This window comes from Streptococcus oralis subsp. dentisani (genome assembly GCF_002096335.1).
In the GTDB taxonomy this organism is placed as follows: Bacteria; Bacillota; Bacilli; order Lactobacillales; family Streptococcaceae; genus Streptococcus; species Streptococcus oralis_Z.
In genome coordinates, this window is record NZ_NCUW01000028.1 from 131264 (window position 1) to 154158 (window position 22895).

A 22895-nucleotide genomic window follows, 5' to 3' on the forward strand; every position below is an offset into this window, starting at 1 on the left:
AGACTCTTCTACGTAGAGACTGTGCGAGGCAGAAGCTGAGGCTGAAACAGAAAGGCTTGCTGAAACTGACTCTGAAACCGACAGACTATGAGATTGTGAAGCTGCTTGGCTCAAAGACTCTTCTACATGTACACTGTACGAAGCTGAGACTGAAATGGAAGCACTAGAAGATTCCGACTCCGAAACCGACAGACTATGAGATTGTGAAGCTGCTTGGCTCAAAGACTCTTCTACATATACACTGTGAGAAGTTGAGACTGAAATGGAAGCACTAGAAGATTCCGACTCCGAAACCGACAGACTACGAGATTGTGAAGCTACTTGGCTCAAAGACTCTTCTACATAAATACTGTAAGAAGTAGAAGCTGAAGCAGAAAGGCTAGCTGAAACGGACTCTGAAACCGACAGACTATGAGACAGGGAAGCTGCTTGACTCAGAGACTCTTCTGCATAAACACTGTGCGAAGCTGAGACTGAAAGGCTAAGCAAGTGAGAACCATACTGACTTAGAGATTGTTCAAGATAGGCACTCTGTGATTCGAACTCTGAAATAGCAAGGCTAAGAGAATCTTCAACAGAGGAAATCTGTGACTCTACTTGAGAAAGATGGGTTGAGCCAGATACTGAAACAGAATCACTTAGAGAGCTCGCAGTCTCGGCGCACAGTGATTGCTCCGCTGAATGGCTGACTGAGACGGACTCTGAAACCGAAAGGCTGAGAGAGGACTCGCGAGATGAAGTCTGTGACTCTACTCGAGAAAGACGGGTTGAGTCGGATTCTGAGATAGAAACACTTAGAGAGCTTGCAGCCTCGGCGCTCAGTGATTGCTCCACTGAACGGCTATCTGAGACGGACTCTGAGGCCGAAAGGCTGAGAGAGGACTCACGAGATGAAGTCTGTGACTCTACTCGAGAAAGACGGGTTGAGTCGGATTCTGAGATAGAAACACTTAGAGAGCTTGCAGCCTCGGCGCTCAGTGATTGCTCCGCTGAACGGCTGGCTGAGGCTGACTCAAGAACAGATAAACTACTTGATGTTTTTTTGTTTTCTAGACTTAATGATAGTGAAATGGAGTCTGCTGTACTCTTCAAGCCTTTTGTTTTTCGAGAATCTGTAGTTTTAGAGAGGCTAGTTTCCAAAGAATGCGATGCACTAACTGTTTGACTCTTAGCTAGTTCTTTTTCTTGAGAAAGACTAGAGTCACTTTCTGGCAATGGAGATTCTTCGGAACTGCTTTCCTCACCTATATTCATCACATCCAAACGATCGTAGTACTGAATAGACTCTAAAGCCTTATCAATAAGAAAAGTTTCACTTTCTTCGGGAGATAGACTTCCTCCTGCTACTCCTGTCTCCTCACCCTCAGTTTCTCTTTCAGTAGACAACTCTTCTTTATTTCCTCTTTTTATGAGACGCTTAAAACCATCTAAAAATTTACGAAACGTACCTTTAGCGTTTTCATTGTTTGTCATAAATATTTTCTCCCTAATTTTAATGATAATACTATTATAAAGGCTTGTAGACTATCTGTCAAAACAATTTCATCAAAATAGTGTTTTTAAAACAAATTCTTTCAATTGACTAGTTTCTCGCTTTAAAATCAAGTACTTACTCTAAATTCCAAGTGCTCCCAAAACTTAAAAATGTCTATCCAAACATGTGAAATAAGGGAGATTCGACCCAACTCTTTTTGTAGATCAACTTTTTCTTCTAGTCAGATAATGCAAGCCCCCAATCACCACTGCTAGGACAGCTACATAGACCACTTGAGTGATTTCTAAAGGCACAAAGGCCCCTTGCAGGATAAAAGTATTGGCAAGGACGCCAACAAGGGCTGCAAGACTCAGAGAAACGAGTAAGAGCATCTTGTATCGATTAAAAGGCAAGCTGACCTTGGCAACTAGACACAGACCATTGATCAGGGCAAGGAGGAAGCAAATAAATTTGACCTGACCTGGGACAGTGATAAAGAAATTGGTCAAAAGAACACTAGCAACCAGAACGCCACCACCAATCGCCGCGTTGGTTAGGATATCTCTCATAAAGTGAGTGCTAACCTTTTCTTTATTGGACTCAAAAGTCAGGAAGAAGGATGGAATCCCAATCGTAATGGCTGAAATGATTGTAAACTGAATGGGGATAAAGGCAAATTCCAAACCAAATACCACACTCAAAATGGCAAAAACGATGGAGAAGAAGGTCTTTGTTAGAAAAAGAGAGGCTACCTTTTGGATGTTGTTAATGACCCGGCGTCCTTCCATCAAGATATCATAAAATACTGCAAAGTCATCTGTGAGAAAAACAATATTGGAGACGCTTTTTGCTGCACTCGTTGCTCCCTTCATGGCAAAACTAATATCTGCTTTCTTAAGAGCTAGAACATCATTGACCCCGTCACCACTCATGGCAACTGTTTTACCAGCATTTTGCAAAATAGATACCATCTTTTGCTTCTGTTCAGGTGTCACACGTCCAAAGATTTCGTGTTCCAAGACCACTCTTTCAAAGTCATCATCGCTCACCTTGGTCATATCAATAGCCCGCGCTTCTTCCTTAAAACCTGCCTTACGAGCCACCCCATATACAGCCACATGATTATCACCACTGATAATCTTCACTTCAACACCTTGAGATTCGAAATAGTCAAAGGTTTCCTTGGTATTGTCCTTAATCTCATCTGACAAAACGACGTGCCCCAGTAGTTCCATATTGGCTGGACTCGTGATGTGGTCCTTACTATGGGCAAGGGACAAGATTCGAAAACCTTGCTGTTTCAGATGCTCATAGTAGGCATCCATCGGCTGGGTAAAGTCTAGAAACTCATAGGCTCCGAAGAAATAGGTCCCACCCTCTTTTACTTGGACAAAGGAATACTTGTTTTTGCTTGAAAAGGCACCGACTTCTTGAACTTCCCACTTTTTCTCACACTTCAAGTGAGTCTTCAGAGCTCGCGAAGTTGCATTTTCATCCTCGAAATAAGCCAGATAAGAAGATAGTTTCTCTGCCACATTAGCATCCATTTCTTGGACCTTCATATTCCCCGTCGTGATAGTTCCTGTCTTATCAAAACAAAGAACATCTACTCGCGCCAAGGTCTCTACACAGTATAGCTCCTGCACTAGAACCTTCTTTTTAGCCAACTTCATGGCTGCTACCGCTAGGGAGACGCTAACCAAGAGAATCAAGCCCTCTGGAATCATGCCGACCAAGGCACCTGAACTTCCCAAGACAATTTCAACATAAGACCGTCCTAGACTAAAACCTCTGACATAGAGCAGAATGGCAACTGGCACCAGCAAGATAGAGACGATTTTTAAAATCTTATCCATGTAATCGCGCAGTTGAGAAGGATATTTTTTGAATTCCTTGCTGGATTTTGCGAGTTTATTGATATAACTATCTGGACCCACAGCTGTAGCAAGGACCAGACACGTGCCACTGACGACATTGCTTCCGCTCATCAGCTTATCACCAACCGTTTTAAAGACTGAATCACTCTCACCAGTCAACAAGGACTCATCCACTTCAATATTCCCTTCAAGGACTTCTGCATCAACAGGCACCTGATCACCCAGATTGAGATGCAGATACTCACCCAGAACGATGTCCTCTGGATCAATCTCGATTGTTCGACCATCTCGATTGACTTTGTACTTACTTTTACCAAGCAAACTTAGCTTTTCTAAGGCATTTTTTGAACGCACTTCTTGGAAAATCCCAATGGCTGTATTGATAGCAATCACACCTAAAAAGAGCATATTTTCAAATCGCAAGGTTGTGGCTACCAGAACTGCCAGAGCCAAGTTCATGGCATTAAAGAAGGTAAAGATATTTGAAACGACGATTTCCTTGGTTGTTTTATAGGGTTTAATATCGCTGATGTTTCGTTGACGATTCTTGATGTCTTGACTGCTTAAATACTTCATTTCTACTCCGATATCCTTTTGTACTACTATAGTAACACATATCTTTTTCTCTGTCACTTAAAGACTCAAAATAGGAAGAACTCCCTTGGCAAGCATCATCTATCGCCACTTCAAGAAGGACTTAAAAAAGAAGCTAGGATTTCCCTAACCTCTTTTCTTTATACTTTATTCTGCCAAGGCACCCATTGGATCCCATGGTGCAAGTACGATTGGTTCTGCTTCATAAGCAGCTCGTTCTTCTGCTGTTAGTAATTCTTTACGGACAACGATTTGGTAAGTGTATTCATCCATCCAAGCATCTGAGGCAACGAAGTAACCATCTGTACCGACCTTGTCTCCCCATGAGTTTTCAACCTTCCACTTGGTTGACTTGCCATTTTCATCCAAATCCACACCTGTCAAGACCATGGCGTGGGTCATCAAGCTTTCGCTGTAGTCCAAACGTCCAGCCTTGTCTTGAGTGAGTTGAATATCCATGCTTGATTCAAAGTCATAAACATCTGTCGCAAGGATTCCAGCTTTGCGGTTGCTAAGTTGGCCGACATCTGAACCAAACCAAACAGTTTCTCCTGTTTGCATTTGGGCAATCGCCAATTCTTTCAAGCGTTCCATTGGAACGTTGATGTAGCGAACTGCACGGCTACCAACCACATTTCCTAACATCTCAACTGTGTAAGATTTGCCGTAAGGCTTGTCAGCAGTTGGAGCATTGATAACAGAAACGTAGTCTTCTAGAGGAAGATTGACATATTTCCTGTAAAACTCTTGTGGTGTGATACCCTTTTCGCTTTGGTAGTTATCATCCTTATCGCGATAAGCAAAGTCAAATTTACGTGGTGGAAGACCTAGTGACATAGCAAGGAAGTTAAAGATTTCTTGCAAGAGGTCTTCTTTCTTAGCTTGAACAGTCGCTTGGTCTGCACCAGAAGCGAGCAAGTCACGCAAGATTTGAGCATCTTGGCGAAGCAATTTGTTAAGGATGGCATTGAGCTCACGGCTGCTGCTAGATGAGATAGACTCAGGGTAAACAGACTTGGGCACGACACCGTATTTCTCAAAGAGGGACACTACCATATCCCACTGACCACCGTCTTGTTGAGGTGTTTGGAGTAGAAAGCTAACCTTGCGGCTCGTCAATTCTTGGTCTGCAGTCGCAATGACTTGCTCCAAGAACCAGTTGGATTTCTCGTACTTGTCCCAGAAGAATGTGTGGGCTTGTGACAACTCAAAGTTTTCCAGTTTGTATTGAGAGATGAGTTTGTGGCGGAAGGTGTTGAGAGCTGCAAACATCCAGCAACGACCAGAGGCTTTCTGGTTAGTAACCTTGTCCTTGGTCAAATCCAATGAGAAAACAGGTGTATTGTTTACATGGCTTTGGCGACGTTCTAGGGCTGCAAAAATTCCGTTATGGCTGACAGCATTTTCAATCGCTTGGTATTTGACATTTGCTTCATAGTTGGCAAATAGTCTATCTGTAAATGATTCTTGAATCGCGTTCATAGATTCCTCCTTTTATTCTACTGTCTATTATAACTCTTTTCACAAAGGAAGCAACTGAAAAACGAAAAAAGCAAGGACATTCTCCCTCACCTTTTTCTAATATAAAGCAAATTAAGCAATACTTGCAAAGAGCACTTCTAACTCCTCCTTGGTCAAGCGACGCCATTCTCCTTGTTCTAAGTTCTCATCCAAGACTAGAGTTCCCATCGTCAAACGTTGTAAGTCCACCACTTCCTTGCCACAGTAGGCCACCATTCGTTTGACTTGATGGAACTTCCCTTCAGCAATGGTCACACGAACCAGACTTTGATTTTTTTTTGGATCTACTGATACAAACTCCAGTTTAGCTGGCTGGCAGGTAAAGTCCTTGAGCGGAATCCCCTTAGCAAATGTCTCCACGTCTTCTTGGCTCATGATTCCCTCGACTTGAGCCAAATAGGTCTTATCCACATGACGTTTTGGTGAAAGAAGAGCATGGGCAAGCTGGCCGTCATTGGTCAAAAGCAGGAGGCCATGCGTGTCAATATCCAAGCGCCCTACTGGAAAAACTTCCTTGGTCCGAGCAATATCATCCAACAAGTCCAACACTGTTCTGTGTTTAGAATCCTCAGTCGCTGAAATGACTCCTTGGGGCTTGTTCATCATGTAGTAGACAAACTCCTCGTACTCTAGCACTTGACCATCAAAGCGAATTTCGTCTTTTTCTTCATTTATTTGCAATTTTGCTGATTTTTCTTTTTTGCCATTGACCGTCACGCGTCCAGCCTTGAGCAAGTTTTTGACCTCCGTCCGACTTCCCACAGCGCATGCAACTAAAAATTTATCTAATCTCATAAAACTATTATATCATACTCAAAAGGAGGCTGGTACAATGACCAACCTCCTTTTCTTTTCATACTCTTCAAAAATCTCTTCAAACCGCGTCAACGTCCATCTGCAACCTCAAAACAGTGTTTTGAGCTGACTTCGTCAGTTCTATCTACAACCGCAAAGCAGTGCTTTGAGCAGCCTGCGGCTAGTTTCCTAGTTTGCTCTTTGATTTTCATTGAGTATCAGATTTAAGAAATTAACTTCCTCGTCTCCAGAAAATAGCTAAGACAACCATAGCACCTAAAACAGCTGGAACAACAGCTATCCCCGCTAGGTTTGGACCCCAAGTTCCAAAGAGCAGGTGCCCCAAAGAAGCACCAATCCAGCCGAGAAACATTTTCCCAAAGCATCCCATGCTTTCTCCGCGATTGGTTAAAGCACCTGCCAAGAGTCCCACTAGGAGACCAACAAACATACTTCCAAGCATAGCTTCTCCTTAAATTGCCCAATCTCCATTGCGGAAGAGTGGTACGCGTGTTCCATCCTCACGGATACCATCGATATCCATTTGATTCGAACCAATCATAAAGTCCACGTGAACATCTGAACGATTAAGTCCTGCAGCTTCAAGCTCTTCTTCGCTCATCTCTGCTCCACCAACGACGCTGGTCGCATAGGCAGCTCCGATAGCCAAGTGGTTTGAGGCATTTTCATCGAAAAGGGTATTAAAGAAGGTGATGCCTGACTGAGAAATTGGACTTGGATCTGGTACTAAGGCACATTCACCCAAGGCACGCGCTCCAGCATTTTCAAAGACAAGGTCTTTCATGACTTGATCGCCCTTTTCAGCAGTGATATCCACGATTTGTCCGTCTTTGAAGGTTACTTTAATCCCTTCGATAATATTTCCGTTATAGCTAAGTGGTTTTGTAGAAGTTACATATCCATCTGCACGACGGAAGTCAGGCGCTGTGAAGACTTCCTCTGTCGGCATATTTGGCAAGAAACCTTCGCCCTGTGCATTGACAGCACCAGCTGATTCCCAAACGTGGTTCTTTGGCAAACCAAGTGTCAAATCTGTTCCTGGCGCTGTGTAGTGAAGGGCTGAAAATTGCTCTTTATTGAGCATATCTGCCTTGCTCTTGAGGATAGCAGCGTGTTCTTCCCAAGCTTTAACGGGATCTTCTTCGTAGACACGGCAAGTTTTGAAAATTTGGTCCCAAAGGAGGTCGACTGCTTCTTCATCGCTTGCTGCATTTGGGAAGACTTTCTTAGCCCACTCGAGTCCAGCAGCGGCAGCCACTGTCCAGCTAACCTTGTTGGACTGAGTTGCGATACGCATTGGCTTCATGGCCAGTCCCATAGCTTTAGCAGAAGCTGAAAGTTTGTCAGCATCGACTCCGTTCAAAGCACCTGGGTCAGAAGAACGAACTCCAAGACGGCTAGCCTTGTTCTCCAAAAGATAGTTCATCTCAGCAATCTTGTATTCTGGTACATTGTCCAGACGCTCCATCGGCGCGTGGAGGAATTTCTCACGGTTAATGACATCATCTGTCCACTGAACGATGACCTCATGCGCACCCAAGGCATATGCTTCTTTCACAATCAGATGCGCCAACTCACGTTGCTCCACATCAATAGAGAGAGCCAAAGTGTGACCAGGTTGCACGTTAATTCCATTCGCAACCAACAACTTGGCATATTTTTCTAGATTTTCTTTAAAATTTGGTAAAACCATGTTGTTTTCTCTTTTCTATTTTTATTTTTCTTTCAAAGCAGAGAATAATCCTGCTAAAGCAATGGCGCCCGACAAGAGCGCTGTTGATAGGATAATTGTTTCATCTGCCAGCTCTAGCTGATAGTCAAAGACCTTTTCAGCAGGTTTGTCTTCCGCAAAAATTCTGATTTTCATATTGAACTCCTTAAAATTTATTAAAATAAATCGCTATGACTGCCCGTCCTCAGCAGGTTTAAAATCAATTCCGACTTGTCTACTTTATAAACCAAAAGCCAATCTGGTTGGATATGACACTCACGAACTCCTTGAAAATGCTTGGATACCGTCAATTGATGATCACGATATCTAGCAGGAAGTTCTTTTTCTTGAACCAGAAAATTCAAAACTTCTTCTAATAATTCTGCCTTCAAACCACGCTTCATGGCCAACTTAAAATCTTTTTTAAACTGTTTATGATAACGAATCTTAAGCACGTAAGTCCTCCATCAAGTCTGAGACTGATTCAAAAGACTGACTCATATTACGATTTTGGTCTAAATCCGTTAATACCTCAAGTAACTTCCGATTCTCATCAAGTCTAACATCAAAAGGCAAACCCTGATATTGAATAGCCTGACGAAGGAAAATATTGATAGCTGTGGTCATATCCATTCCCAGATTATTAAAAACCTGTTGGGCCTGCTCCTTAACCTCACTATCCAAACGGATGCTCATGCTCGTCTTTGACATATTTTCACCTTCTTTCTATTTATTATTTTAACAAAAATGGCAAGCTCTGTAAATACAAAACACATACAACGGACATACAACATCCTTCGATAGACAAATAGAACGAGGAACTCTCTTCAAATATATTGACATAAAAAATATAAGGTGATATTCTATAGATATACACTAAAAATACACAGGAGCGAAAAGATAATGGACGAAATCTTTAACAATGAAATTGCAAAACAATTTACTAGTGCTATTTTGGATAAATACCTTTCACCTATTATGTCCGTAACAGCTGACAAACTTAAAACGCTCTACAATAAGGCAAAAATTGATCTAGAAATTCCATTCCAAGCTTATTTGACAAAATCTTATGAAAAATACAGTAAAATCAAAACGATTATCTACGGAATCGAACCTAAAAAACTGTATGACTTTTTTGAAATCCCATTTTTAAAAAAAGGCTCAGACATCATCAAGCCCACTACAACAAGAGTACTAACTGATATCTCAAAATTTTTAATCATTGAAGGTTCTGGTGGAATTGGTAAATCTACTCTCATGAAACACCTTTTTCTAAGCGAATTAAAATTGAAAGACTATATTCCTATTTTTATTGAATTAAAAGATTTCAACGAAGAGGGGCATTTAGACCTTGAGAAATTACTGATAAAAAAACTAAATCAATTTCACAATACATTCCAAGAAGAATATTTAGATTATGCACTTCAATCTGGATGCTTTTTATTCCTATTGGATGGCTATGATGAATTGTATAGCGAAAACCAAAAAGAATTTTTCAAGAAGTTAAATGATTTTTGTGACAAATATCCTGAAAACCATTATATCCTTTCTTCCAGACCTTATAGCGAATCCGAATTCATTGAATTTCAACGTTTCACAGTTTTAAAAGCTGTTCCTTTTACTAAGGAACAAGCTATAAGTCTTATTACTAAAATTGAATATCCAGATGAGGAACTTAAAGATAAATTTATCCGTGACCTAGAGAGTGGTTTATATGATAGACATAAATCCTTTGCTTCAAACCCTCTGTTACTAAATATCATGCTCTCCACTTACAATGACTATGCAAAAATTCCGCAAAAATTACACCTATTCTACTATCAAGCCTTTGATACCATGCTCTCGAAGCACGATGCTACGAAAAGTTATCGACGAAAACTGCTATCAGATTTAAGTTCAGATACTTTTAAAGAGTGCTTTGCAATCTTCTGTTTTCTAACATACCAAAAAGCAAAAACAGAGTTTACCTTCCCGGAGATTGACGAAATTTTTAAAAAATTTCCTCCTCGAATTAAAAACGTTCTCAATATAGGCAATTTTATCCACGATTTAGAAAACTGCTTATGTGTACTATACAAAGAAGGAAACAGATACAAGTTTTTCCATCGTTCTTTTCAAGAATATTTTGTTGCTTATTTTCTAAATATACAAACGGATAGTAAAATGCGTGACTATAGTTTTCGTTTAATAGAATCAGGAAAATTTAGCTCTAGTGCAGATTCAGTATTCCCTATGTTAGAGGACATGAGTACCCAACGCTTTAATAATAATATTTTAATTCCTTTATTAGATAAATTTGAAGAATCTAAATCTAAAGACGAGGACTTATTTGAATATTACATTCTCAATCTTCCAGTAAAAATTATTGTTAGGTCTGCTTCTAGAAACACACCTTTTTATTTAAGATTCCTACACACCCAAGGTAACCTTGAGAATTTTATTTATTTTTTTTCAAACAATACTATTGATTATACATCCTACCGTACAATAGATATCCCCCTAATATCATTTTGCAAAGATAACCATTTAATTGAACAACCTATCGAACCAGAAGAGCTCATTAAAAATAAAGAATTATTGGACTTATTTAAAAAATCTTGGGTAGGCCAAAAAATACTTTCTCTCACTCATTACAAGCAGAAACTGATAGAAGACCTAAAAGAAGATGAGATAGTCTTAGAGGATTAGTAATCTAGCCGTTATATATTTATGTTCACAATTAAAAAATAACAGGATTATCTGATGTCCTGTTATTTTTTTACTATCAAACATCTCTATTCTATCGGTGGTGGCCTAATCTATCAAAACAACTCATCAAACAAACTCAACTGGTTATCTTCTGGCATATTGCCGAGAATCCCCATTTCATCCATCTTTTCAACCAAGGTTGATGAGAGTCCGCCACGCTTGCGGAGTTCCGTTTTAGAGAGGAATTCTCCCTCTTGGCGCGCGCGCACCAATTGTTTAGCAACGTTCTCTCCTAGACCATCCATAGCCACAAATGGTGGGATAAGGGTGTCGCCATCGATGAGGAATTCGGTCGCCTGACTACGGTAGAGATCGAGTTTTCCAAACTTGAAACCACGCTCCCACATCTCATTGACAATCTCAAGAGTCGTATAGAGATCGATTTCCACATTAGAGGCTTCATTATTCTTCCGTTTTTCAGCGATTTCTGCCATTCTGCGCTTGATGGCATCCAAGCCCGCTCCCATGGTCTTGATATCAAAAGCCTTGGCGCGGATAGAGAAGTAAGCGCAGTAATAATAAATGGGATGGTGAACCTTGAAGTAGGCTACGCGAAGGGCCATCATAACGTAGGCTGCCGCATGGGCCTTAGGGAACATATACTTGATTTTCCCACAGGACTCGATATACCACTCTGGCACCTTATTGGCCTTCATAGCTTCGATGTAGCCATTTCGCTCCTCTTCGGAAATCTTCAACCACAAGCCCTTACGTACTCGTTCCATGATGGTAAAGGCCATCTTAGGTTCAAGACCAGCATGCATGAGGTAAACCATGATGTCGTCCCGACAACCGATAACGGTTGATAGGTCAGCAATTCCTTGCTTGATCAGATCCTGGGCATTTCCCAACCAGACATCAGTACCATGGGACAGACCTGAGAGCTGAAGCAACTCCGCAAAAGTCGTCGGATGCGTCTCATCTACCATTCCACGTACAAAGTTGGTTCCAAACTCTGGAATCCCCAGCATGCCTGTCGGAGTACCGATTTGCTCAGGTATCACACCTAAAACTTCCGTTCCAGAAAAGAGGGCCATAACGCCTTCATCATCCATAGGAATTTCATTGGGGTCAATACCAGACAAGTCCTGAAGTTTCCGAATCATAGTCGGATCATCATGCCCCAGTACATCAAGTTTGAGGACGTTCTCATCGATATCGTGGAAGTTAAAGTGAGTGGTCTGCCATTCAGCCGTCACGTCATCTGCTGGATACTGGACAGGCGTAAAATCATAGACATCCATGTAGTTCGGAATAACAACGATTCCCCCCGGGTGTTGTCCTGTTGTCCGTTTGACACCAGCAGCACCTTGAGCGAGGCGTTCCACCTCTGCATCACGATAAAACTTGCCATAGTCACGCTCGTAACCCTTGACAAAGCCATAGGCCGTCTTAGCAGCCACCGTACCAACCGTTCCTGCACGGAAGGCATATTCCTCACCAAAGATATCACGGACATCCAAGTGGGCGCTAGGTTGGTCTTCTCCCGAGAAGTTCAAGTCAATATCGGGAACCTTGTCTCCATCAAAACCAAGGAAGGTCTCGAAAGGAATATCCTGACCATTTTTGCTGAGTTTGTGACCGCAATTTGGACAGTCTTTATTTGGCATATCAAAACCTGAACCATAAGATCCATCGGTGATAAACTCACTGTACTGACACTGACCACAGACATAGTGAGGAGAGAGCGGATTGACCTCTGTAATCCCGATCATGGTCGCAACAAAACTGGATCCAACAGATCCACGAGAACCAACCAAGTAACCCCGTTCATTGGAACGTTGTACCAGCATCTGGGAAGCCAGGTAAATCACGGCAAATCCATTCCCCAGAATGGAAGTTAATTCTTTTTCAATCCGCAAATCAACAATATCTGGCAGCGGATTTCCATAAATCTCAAAGGCCTTCTTATAGGTCAACTCAGCAACCGTTTCTTCCGCCTTGTCGATGAAAGGCGTGTACAAGTCACCCTTAACGACCTCAACAGGTTCAAAGATATCTGCCAAGGCATTGGGATTTTCAATAACTAGTTTGCGAGCCAGTTCCTCTCCCAAGAAGGCAAATTCATCCAACATCTCATTGGTCGTTCGAAAATGAGCCTTTGGAAGAGGAGCTGGTTGGGCATGTTCACCATGACCAATGGTTCGGTTAATCATAGCTCCTTGTCCCAAACTACGGACGATAATTTCACGGTAAATCTCTTCTTCCGGTTCGATATAGTGGACATTCCCCGTAGCCAGAACAGGTTTGCCAAGACGGTCTCCAACTTCTATCAAACTCTTGATGATGGTCTGGAGTTCCTCCATATCCTTGACCTGCTCCTTGGCAATTAATGGAGCATAAATGGCAGGTGGCATGACCTCGATAAAGTCATAATACTTGGCCACCTCGACCGCCGCATCCACACCTTGGGAAACAACCGCATCAAAAACTTCACCTTCAGAGCAAGCTGAACCTAAAATCAGACCTTCCCGATGGGCATCTAGAACCGTTCTCGGGATCCGTGGCACTCCTTCAAAGTACTTAGTATTAGACAAAGAAACTAGTTTAAAGATATTCTTCAGCCCCACCTGATTCTTGACATAGATGGTCGCATGCTTAATCCGAGCTTTTTTATAAGAATCTGGACTGATTAGATCAATATTTAACTTAGCCAGATCGGTCACACCATGTTTTTCTGCTACCTCTTTGATAAAGATAAAGAGCAGACGCCCAGTAGCTTCCGCATCGTAGTTGGCCATGTGGTGATGTTCCAAAGCCACACCAAAACGCTTAGTCAAAGGTCCCAAACCATGACGTTTATACTCAGGGTAGAGGTTCCTAGCAAACTCTAGCGTATCGATAACTGGCTGGCTAATCTTAGGCAAACCATGACGCTCATAGTTCGCATTCATAAAGCCAACGTCAAAGGTGGCATTGTGAGCAACTAGGACCGTATCCTCGCAAAATTCTTGGAATTCTTGCAAAACTTGTTCCAGTGGTTTAGCATTTTTGACATGGTCATCTGTAATTCCAGTTAACTCGGTTGTAAAGGCTGACAAGGGATGCCCGGGATTGATAAATTCATCAAATTCAGCAATAACATTTCCCTTATACATCTTAGAAGCCGCAACCTGAATCAAGTCATTATAGATGGCAGAAAGACCTGTCGTTTCCACGTCAAAGACTACGTAGGTTGCTTCTGACAAGTCCATCTCCACTTCGTTGTAAACGATAGGAACACGGTCCTCCACGATATTGGCTTCCATTCCATAGATAAGCTGAATTCCAGCTTTCTTGGCTGCCTTATAGCCATGTGGGAAGGACTGAACATTTCCATGGTCCGTGATTGCTACCGCCTTGTGTCCCCATTTTGCAGCTGTCTCAACGATTTTCTCTACCTCAGGAAGAGCATCCATGGTCGACATATTAGTATGAGCATGAAACTCAACCCGACGCTCACCTTCTGGCATGAGATCCTTTCTTTCATGATGCACCACTTCCTGCACATCCTGCACGTTCATAGTCAAATCACGTGTGAAGTTATTCATCTCTACATTTCCACGAACACGGAGCCAAGAATTCTTTTTGATGAGGTCAAATTTCTGAGCCTCTTCTTCATTCTTAACCCATTTTTGCATTGAGAAGCTCGAACTATAGTCCGTCATCTTAAAGTTAATCAAGACACGGCCTGTTCTGGTCACTTTATGCTCGACATCAAAGACTACCCCTTCAAAGACCAACCGATTTTCCTCAGTCGTCACATCAATCATCTGAGTAACTTCTGCCTTATCTAGTTTTGGCTTGGCCGCAGCCTTTTTAGCCTGAAAATCAAAGGCTGGTTTCTCTTCTACTGGTGGAGGAGTCATTTGTTCCAGTTGCTCCATAGCCCGCAGGGCTTCTACGTTGGCAGCTTGAACAATTTGTTCATTCTCCGTATGGAATGCTTCCTCCTGTTCTTGTGTAAGGGCATCGTTCTTTTCAATTTGGCATACAAAAGCTGGGAAACCAAACTTTTCAAGTTGATTTGCTAGATTAGGAAGATGATTCTTCTTAAAGTGTTCCTTATCAACCGCCTCTGAACCTTCAATAAAGAGCTGATTTCCCTCCGCACGAACTTGTAAATTCTGAAAAAGAGATTTAAATCCTTGGCTTGCACATGGACCTTCAGAAAATGCCTCCTTGTAGTAGGCCTGTAAGAGTTCATTAGAAAATTCTTGAGAGAGCGCCTTGATTTCAAAAACAGCTTTATTCCCTGTCTTAGAAAATTCTTCACTCAACCCTTTCTTTAATTCTAGAAAGATTTCAATCGGTAAAATTTTAGAAAATACAAAATGAAATTCCCAGACCTTACTAATTTTATGAACCACGACACGCTCAATACTTGCATCCACAAGAGCCGAATCCTGTCTCAATTGATCAGAGATTCCTAGTTGATTCATCAAAATTTCAAACTTACTTGACATTCATTTTCCTCACATTATTCTCTTACTATTTTACCATAATTAAGACAATTTTATCGATAGTACCATGACTCCTCAACAAGAAGATTGGTTAGTGATGTCGTCAGTTCCGTAATGTTTATGACCATTCTAAACTGAGAATCCTTATAAAGTAAAAGAGCTCCTATTCAAAATTTTTGATTGATACAGAAAAAAAGAGACTACTCTCCAACCTTTTGACAGCAAAAAGGAGAAGACCTAGCCGGTCCTCTCCAAAGTGTAACTCTTCTTCAACCTACTACAGTTGATAAAAAGTCTTTATTCTACTGTTTCTTCAACTTGGATTTCCACAACTTCCTCTACTGGAGCATTTTCTGTCTCTTCTTGTTCTGGAGCCAGATAGGCTGCTTCATTGATAGCTTGTGGTTCAAGGTTACGGTAGCGAGCCATACCAGTACCTGCTGGGATGATCTTACCGATGATAACATTTTCCTTGAGTCCAAGGAGATGGTCTTTCTTACCACGGATGGCCGCATCTGTAAGGACACGAGTTGTTTCCTGGAAAGAAGCCGCTGACAAGAAACTGTTTGTTTCAAGTGAGGCTTTGGTGATTCCCATAAGAACTGGGCGACCTGTCGCTGGAACTCCACCTGAGATAAGAACGTCTTTGTTGGCATCTGTAAAGTCATTGATGTCCATGAGGGTACCCATGAGGAGATCTGTGTCTCCTGGATCCATGACACGAACTTTACGGATCATTTGACGAACCATTACCTCGATGTGTTTGTCACCGATTTCTACCCCTTGGCTACGGTAAACTTTTTGTACTTCACCGAGAAGGTAGGTTTCAACTGACAAGACATCACGAACAGCAAGGAGACGTTTCGGTTGGATAGAACCTTCTGTCAATGCTGCACCGCGAGAGACTTGGTCTCCAACTTCGACACGCATACGGGCTGTAAATGGCACCACGTACTCACCTTCGCCAGTTTCACCTTTAACAAAGACTTTCTTGGTACGAGTTGAAGCATCTTCTTCGATGGCTGTAACCTCACCCTTGACTTCAGTGATGACCGCCTCCCCTTTCGGATTGCGAGCTTCAAAGATTTCTTGGACACGAGGAAGACCCTGAGTGATATCGGTATTTGAGGCAACTCCACCCGTGTGGAAGGTACGCATTGTAAGCTGTGTACCAGGTTCCCCGATAGATTGGGCAGCAATTGTTCCGACTGCTTCACCAACTTCAACCGCATCACCAGTCGCCAAGTTAATACCGTAACAGTGACGGCAGACACCATGACGAGTGTTACATGTAAATACAGAGCGGATAGTCACTTCTTCCACACCAGCATTGACAATTTCACGCGCCTTGTCTTCTGTAATCAACTCGTTCGGACCGATGATCACTGCACCAGTTTCTGGGTGTTTAACAGTTTTCTTAGTGTAACGACCATTGAGACGCTCTTCGAGAGACTCGATCATCTCTTTTCCTTCTGCAATAGAGCGGATCAAGAGACCACGGTCAGTTCCACAGTCGTCCTCACGGATGATAACATCTTGGGCAACGTCAACCAAACGACGAGTAAGATAACCTGAGTCGGCTGTCTTAAGGGCCGTATCGGTCATACCTTTACGCGCACCGTGAGTTGAGAAGAACATTTCGAGTACTGACAAACCTTCGCGGAAGTTTGAAAGGATTGGTAATTCCATGATACGTCCGTTTGGCGCTGCCATCAGACCACGCATACCGGCAAGCTGTGAGAAGTTTGAGATGTTACCACGAGCTCCAGAGTCCATCATCATAACGATTGGGTTCTTCGGATCTTGGTTGGCAACCAAGCGTTTCTCCAATTTTTCACGAGCTGCACGCCATTCAGCGGTAACTGCATTGTAGCGCTCGTCGTCTGTGATCATACCACGACGGAATTGTTTGGTGATTTGTTCTACACGTTTGTGTGATTCTTCGATGATTTCAGCCTTGTCTTCAACCACCGGAATGTCGGCGATACCCACCGTCAAACCTGCAAGAGTTGAGTGGTGGTAACCGAGGTCCTTCATACGGTCAAGTAGGGCAGAAGTTTCTGTCGTACGGAAACGTTTGAAGATTTCAGCGATGATATTTCCAAGGTTTTTCTTCTTGAATGGAGGGTTGAGTTCAAGATTGCTGATGGCTTCCTTGATATCTCCACCAAGTGGCAAGAAGTATTTAGCTGGAACACCCTCTGTCAAGTTAGCATTGTTTGGTTCTTGCAAGTATGGTAGACCCTCTGGCATGATGTCGTTGAAGAGGATTTTACCAACTGTTGTCAGCAAGACTTTATGTTTTTGCTCTTCTGTCCATGGTTTGTTAAGGCTGTCTGTTGCGATACCTACACGTGAGTGGAGGTGAACATAACCATTGCGGTAAGCCATAACAGCTTCGTCACGGTCTTTGAAGACCATTCCTTCACCTTCACGACCAGCTTCTTCCATGGTCAAGTAGTAGTTACCCAAAACCATGTCCTGAGATGGAGTAACAACTGGTTTCCCATCTTTTGGATTCAAGATATGCTCAGCAGCCAACATCAAGATGCGAGCTTCTGCTTGAGCTTCTTCTGAAAGTGGTACGTGGATGGCCATTTGGTCCCCGTCAAAGTCGGCATTGTAGGCTTCACAGACAAGTGGGTGCAAGCGAAGGGCCTTACCATCAATCAAGACAGGTTCAAAGGCTTGGATACCCAAACGGTGAAGGGTCGGTGCGCGGTTCAAAAGCACTGGGTGTTCTTTAATCACTTCTTCAAGAATGTCCCAGATACGCTCATCTCCACGTTCCACCAAGCGTTTCGCTGCTTTCACGTTTTGCACGATGTCACGAGCGACAATTTCACGCATGACAAATGGTTTAAAGAGCTCGATGGCCATTTCACGTGGCACACCACATTGGTACATCTTAAGAGTTGGACCAACGGCGATAACGGAACGTCCTGAGAAGTCAACACGTTTACCGAGCAAGTTTTGACGGAAGCGTCCTTGTTTACCTTTAAGCATGTGGCTCAATGATTTGAGTGGACGACTACCTGGTCCTGTAATCGGACGGCCGCGACGACCATTGTCAATCAAAGCGTCAACCGCTTCTTGAAGCATACGCTTTTCATTTTGAACGATGATACCTGGTGCATTCAACTCAAGCAAACGGGCCAAACGGTTGTTACGGTTGATAACACGACGGTAAAGGTCGTTCAAGTCAGATGAGGCAAAACGGCCACCATCCAACTGCAACATTGGACGGAGATCTGGTGGAATAACCGGAAGGATGTTAAGAATCATCCATTCAGGTTTGTTTCCAGACTTGTAAAAGGCATCTAAAACATCCAAACGACGGATGGCTTTGACACGTTTTTGTCCAGTAGCTGTTTTCAACTCTTCTTTGAGTTCAGCAATTTCTTTTTCAAGATCTACTTGTTTCAAAAGGTCTTGGATGGCTTCGGCACCCATTTTGGCAACGAATGATCCATAACCATACTCACGCAAGCGCTCACGGTATTCGCGCTCTGTCATGATAGACTTGTGCTCAAGTGGTGTATCCTTAGGATCAATCACCACATAAGCCGCAAAGTAGATAACCTCCTCGAGGGCACGAGGACTCATATCAAGGGTCAAGCCCATACGGCTTGGAATCCCCTTGAAGTACCAGATGTGAGATACAGGAGCTTTCAACTCGATGTGCCCCATACGCTCACGACGAACTTTCGTACGCGTTACTTCAACCCCACAGCGGTCACAAACAATTCCTCTGTAGCGAATGCGTTTGTACTTCCCACAAGCACATTCCCAGTCTTTTGTAGGACCAAAAATCACTTCGTCAAAGAGTCCTTCACGCTCTGGCTTCAACGTACGGTAATTGATTGTTTCAGGTTTTTTGACTTCTCCATAAGACCATGAACGGACTTTGCTTGGAGAAGCTAGGGTGATTTGCATACTTTTAAAACGATTTACATCAACCACTATTTCTTCCCTTTCTATTCTAAGTGAACTGCTTATTCTTGTTCAGCAGCTTCTTCTGTTGCTTCCGCTTTTGTTGCTTTCTCAGCTTCTTCAGCTTCAAAGGCTGCTTTAGCCTCTTGGGCTGCTTTTTCGCGGGCTTTTTCAAGGTCATCTACGTGGATGACATCTTCGTCCATTCCTTCATCCAAGTCGCGAAGTTCCACTTCTTGGTCATCTTCGTCAAGGACACGCATGTCAAGACCAAGAGATTGCAATTCTTTGACAAGAACTCGGAAGGATTCTGGAACACCTGGTTTTGGAATTGGTTTTCCTTTTGTAATGGCTTCATAAGCTTTCAAACGTCCGTTGATATCGTCAGACTTATAAGTCAAGATTTCTTGAAGGACATTTGACGCACCATAGGCTTCAAGAGCCCAAACTTCCATCTCACCGAAACGTTGTCCACCAAACTGAGCTTTACCTCCGAGTGGTTGTTGGGTAACAGTGGAGTATGGTCCGACTGAACGCGCGTGCAATTTATCATCAACCATGTGGTGGAGTTTGATCATGTACATGACACCAACTGATACACGGTTGTCAAACGGCTCACCTGTACGTCCATCGTATAGGATTGTCTTAGCATCGCTATCCATACCTGCTTCTTTAACAGTGTCCCAAAGGTCTTCAGAACTTGCTCCGTCAAAGACTGGTGTTGCGATGTGGATACCAAGAGTACGGGCTGCCATACCAAGGTGGAGTTCCATAACCTGACCGATATTCATACGTGATGGCACCCCAAGTGGGTTCAACATGATATCGACTGGAGTTCCGTCTGGAAGGTAAGGCATGTCTTCTACAGGAACGATACGAGAGACAACCCCTTTGTTTCCGTGACGTCCGGCCATCTTATCTCCGACCTTGATCTTACGTTTTTGAGCGATGTAGACGCGAACCAGCATGTTAACACCTGATTGCAACTCATCTCCATTTGCACGTGTAAAGATCTTAACATCACGAACGACACCATCAGCACCGTGAGGTACACGAAGGGAAGTATCACGAACTTCGCGAGATTTGTCTCCGAAGATAGCGTGCAAGAGACGTTCTTCAGCTGAAAGGTCTTTTTCACCCTTAGGTGTTACTTTACCTACAAGAATGTCGCCTTCTTTAACCTCAGCACCGATACGGATAATTCCCATTTCGTCAAGATTTTTAAGGGCATCTTCACCAACGTTTGGAATTTCACGAGTAATTTCTTCAGGCCCAAGCTTTGTATCACGCGTTTCTGATTCGTATTCTTCGAGGTGGACAGATGTATAGACATCATCTTTCACCAAACGTTCACTCATGATAACGGCATCCTCGAAGTTGTAACCTTCCCAAGTCATGTAGGCAACGATTGGGTTTTGTCCAAGCGCCATTTCCCCTTTTTCCATAGAAGGTCCATCAGCAATGAAATCGCCTTTTTCAACGACATCGCCAACTTTAACAAGTGTACGTTGGTTATAAGCAGTACCTGAGTTTGAACGACGGAATTTTTGGATGTGGTAAACATCTAGCGAACCATCTTCACGGCGAACTTCTACCTTGTCAGCATCTGCGTAAGTAACTTTACCACCATGCTGAGCAATCACAGCAGCTCCAGAGTCATGGGCTGCTTGGTATTCCATACCAGTACCAACGTAAGGTGCTTTTGGATCAATCAATGGCACAGCCTGACGTTGCATGTTAGCACCCATGAGGGCACGGTTGGAGTCATCGTTTTCCAAGAAAGGAATACATGCGGTTGCAACGGCAACTACCTGTTTTGGTGACACGTCCATGTAGTCAACCACTTCTACTGGATACTCTTGGTTGACCCCTTGGTGACGTCCCATGACAACCTTCTCAGCAAAAGTACCATCTTCGTTGAGACGAGAGTTAGCCTGTGCTACAGTAAATTCATCTTCTTCATCGGCTGTCAACCAAACAATCTCGTTGGTAACAACACCTGTTTTACGGTCAACCTTACGGTATGGTGTTTGAACAAAACCATATTTGTTCAAGTGTCCGTATGATGACAAGTTATTGATCAAACCGATGTTAGGTCCTTCAGGTGTCTCGATTGGGCACATACGACCATAGTGAGTGTAGTGCACGTCACGTACCTCATATCCAGCACGGTCACGAGTCAAGCCACCAGGTCCTAAGGCTGACAAACGGCGTTTGTGAGACAACTCAGAAAGTGGGTTGTGTTGGTCCATGAACTGTGACAACTGTGATGAACCAAAGAATTCTTTGACTGCAGCCGTTACAGGACGGATATTAATGATTTGTTGCGGTGTCAAGACTTCGTTATCTTGAACAGACATACGTTCACGGACATTACGTTCCATACGAGAAAGTCCAAGACGAACTTGGTTGGCAAGCAATTCACCAACTGCACGGATACGACGGTTCCCAAGGTGGTCGATATCATCTACACGTCCGATGCCTTCTGCCAAGTTAAGGAAGTAGCTCATCTCTGCAAGAATATCCGCAGGAGTGACAACACGAACCTTGTCATCTGGATTGGCATTCCCGATGATAGTTACAACACGGTCTGGATCCGTTGGCGCAACAACCTTGAATTTTTGAAGGACAACCGGTTCTGTCAGAACAGCTGCATCGTTTGGAATATAAACGATCTTGTTCAAGTCTCCATCCAAGTGGTGCTCGATGCTTTCAATCACGCTACGAGTCATAACGGTTCCAGCTTCTACCAAGATTTCACCCGTTTCAGGATCTACCAATGGCTCAGCGATGGTTTGGTTGAGCAAGCGTGTTTTGATGTTCAATTTTTTATTGATCTTGTAACGACCAACGGCTGCCAAATCGTAGCGGCGTGGGTCAAAGAAACGTGCCACAAGCAAGCTACGTGAGCTTTCAGCAGTCTTAGGCTCACCTGGACGAAGGCGTTCGTAGATTTCTTTCAAGGCTTCGTCTGTACGAGAGTCCATCGGATTCTTGTGGATATCTTTTTCAACAGTATTGCGAACCAATTCGCTATCACCAAAGATATCAAAGATTTCATCATCACCTGAGAAACCAAGCGCACGAACCAAGGTCGTAAATGGAATCTTACGAGTACGGTCGATACGAGTATAAGCGATGTCTTTTGAGTCGCTTTCCAGTTCCAACCAAGCTCCACGGTTAGGGATAACAGTTGAACCGTAGCCCACTTTGCCATTCTTGTCTACTTTGTCATTAAAGTAAACACCTGGTGAGCGGACTAACTGAGAAACGATAATACGTTCACCACCATTGATGATGAAAGTACCCATTTCGGTCATGATTGGGAAATCACCAAAGAAGACTTCTTGGGTCTTGATTTCGCCTGTTTCTTTATTAATCAAGCGGAAGGTTACAAAAATTGGTGCTGAGTAGCTAGCATCGTGGATACGTGCTTCTTCGAGCGTGTATTTTGGTTCCTTGATTTCATAGCCAACAAATTCCAACTCCATTGTGTCTGTGAAGTTTGAAATTGGCAATACATCTTCAAACACTTCCTTAAGACCATGGTCTAGGAAAGCTTTGAATGAATCTGTTTGAATTTCAATCAAATTTGGTAAGTCAAGAACTTCTTTGATTCTTGAAAAACTACGACGGGTACGATGTTTCCCGTATTGAACGTCATGTCCTGCCAAGATGATTCTCCTTTGTAAATAAGTTCCAAGCCTTATCAATCAGGCTTTTCTAATCGTCATATGGTTATAAAAACCTTATCACCATGTCCCTTTGATGAATTTTCA

Annotated in this window: 12 protein-coding genes and 1 pseudogene; 1 reads left to right on the forward strand and 12 read right to left on the reverse strand. The window is 43.0% G+C overall.

Features of this window, described 5'->3' with window-relative positions; genetic code table 11:
• The 9 genes and pseudogenes from B7709_RS04325 to B7709_RS04370 form a co-directional block, all read right to left on the reverse strand.
• Positions 1-1473, reverse strand: a pseudogene (locus B7709_RS04325) (hypothetical protein); the annotation flags it as partial.
• Between the two features lie 225 nt (positions 1474-1698).
• Entirely contained in the window at positions 1699-3927 is a 2229-nt protein-coding gene (locus B7709_RS04330) for an HAD-IC family P-type ATPase (RefSeq protein WP_084971870.1), read from the reverse strand.
• A 165-nt stretch (positions 3928-4092) separates the two neighbouring features.
• Entirely contained in the window at positions 4093-5427 is a 1335-nt protein-coding gene (gene pepC / locus B7709_RS04335; protein WP_084877530.1) for an aminopeptidase C, read from the reverse strand.
• Positions 5428-5538: 111 nt separating this feature from the next.
• A complete protein-coding gene (locus tag B7709_RS04345) occupies positions 5539-6261 on the reverse strand; it encodes a pseudouridine synthase (protein ID WP_084971871.1) in 723 nt (240 codons plus the stop codon).
• 232 nt (positions 6262-6493) lie between these two features.
• A complete protein-coding gene (locus B7709_RS04350; RefSeq protein ID WP_084971872.1) occupies positions 6494-6724 on the reverse strand; it encodes a GlsB/YeaQ/YmgE family stress response membrane protein in 231 nt (76 codons plus the stop codon).
• Between the two features lie 9 nt (positions 6725-6733).
• The gene (locus B7709_RS04355; RefSeq protein ID WP_084971873.1) at positions 6734-7975 is read right to left on the reverse strand and encodes an aminopeptidase; all 1242 of its coding nucleotides are present in this window, start codon (positions 7973-7975) and stop codon (positions 6734-6736) included.
• A gap of 21 nt (positions 7976-7996) precedes the next feature.
• Positions 7997-8149 carry a hypothetical protein gene (locus B7709_RS10105; protein ID WP_084971874.1) on the reverse strand — a complete coding sequence of 51 codons (153 nt, stop codon included), beginning with the start codon at positions 8147-8149 and terminating at the stop codon, positions 7997-7999.
• 20 nt (positions 8150-8169) lie between these two features.
• Complete coding sequence (locus B7709_RS04365) at positions 8170-8448, reverse strand: type II toxin-antitoxin system YafQ family toxin (protein ID WP_084971875.1); 279 nt, start codon at positions 8446-8448, stop codon at positions 8170-8172.
• The gene (locus B7709_RS04370) at positions 8441-8704 is read right to left on the reverse strand and encodes a type II toxin-antitoxin system RelB/DinJ family antitoxin (RefSeq protein WP_000047859.1); all 264 of its coding nucleotides are present in this window, start codon (positions 8702-8704) and stop codon (positions 8441-8443) included. Before B7709_RS04370 ends, B7709_RS04365 begins: the two co-directional genes overlap by 8 nt.
• 192 nt (positions 8705-8896) lie before the next feature.
• On the opposite strand from B7709_RS04370, the gene B7709_RS04375 reads away from it, so the two are divergent.
• A complete protein-coding gene (locus B7709_RS04375) occupies positions 8897-10681 on the forward strand; it encodes an NACHT domain-containing protein (protein ID WP_239822499.1) in 1785 nt (594 codons plus the stop codon).
• A gap of 113 nt (positions 10682-10794) precedes the next feature.
• On the opposite strand, the gene B7709_RS04380 is transcribed toward B7709_RS04375, so the two are convergent.
• The 3 genes from B7709_RS04380 to rpoB all read right to left on the reverse strand — a co-directional run bounded on the left by B7709_RS04380 (position 10795) and on the right by rpoB (position 22790).
• Complete coding sequence (locus B7709_RS04380) at positions 10795-15186, reverse strand: PolC-type DNA polymerase III (protein ID WP_084971876.1); 4392 nt, start codon at positions 15184-15186, stop codon at positions 10795-10797.
• Between the two features lie 294 nt (positions 15187-15480).
• Positions 15481-19146, reverse strand: coding sequence for a DNA-directed RNA polymerase subunit beta' (gene rpoC, locus B7709_RS04385; protein WP_162279156.1), 3666 nt, complete (start codon positions 19144-19146; stop codon positions 15481-15483).
• Positions 19147-19178: 32 nt separating this feature from the next.
• A complete protein-coding gene (gene rpoB / locus B7709_RS04390) occupies positions 19179-22790 on the reverse strand; it encodes a DNA-directed RNA polymerase subunit beta (protein WP_084971877.1) in 3612 nt (1203 codons plus the stop codon).
• Between the last annotated feature and the right edge of the window lie 105 nt (positions 22791-22895).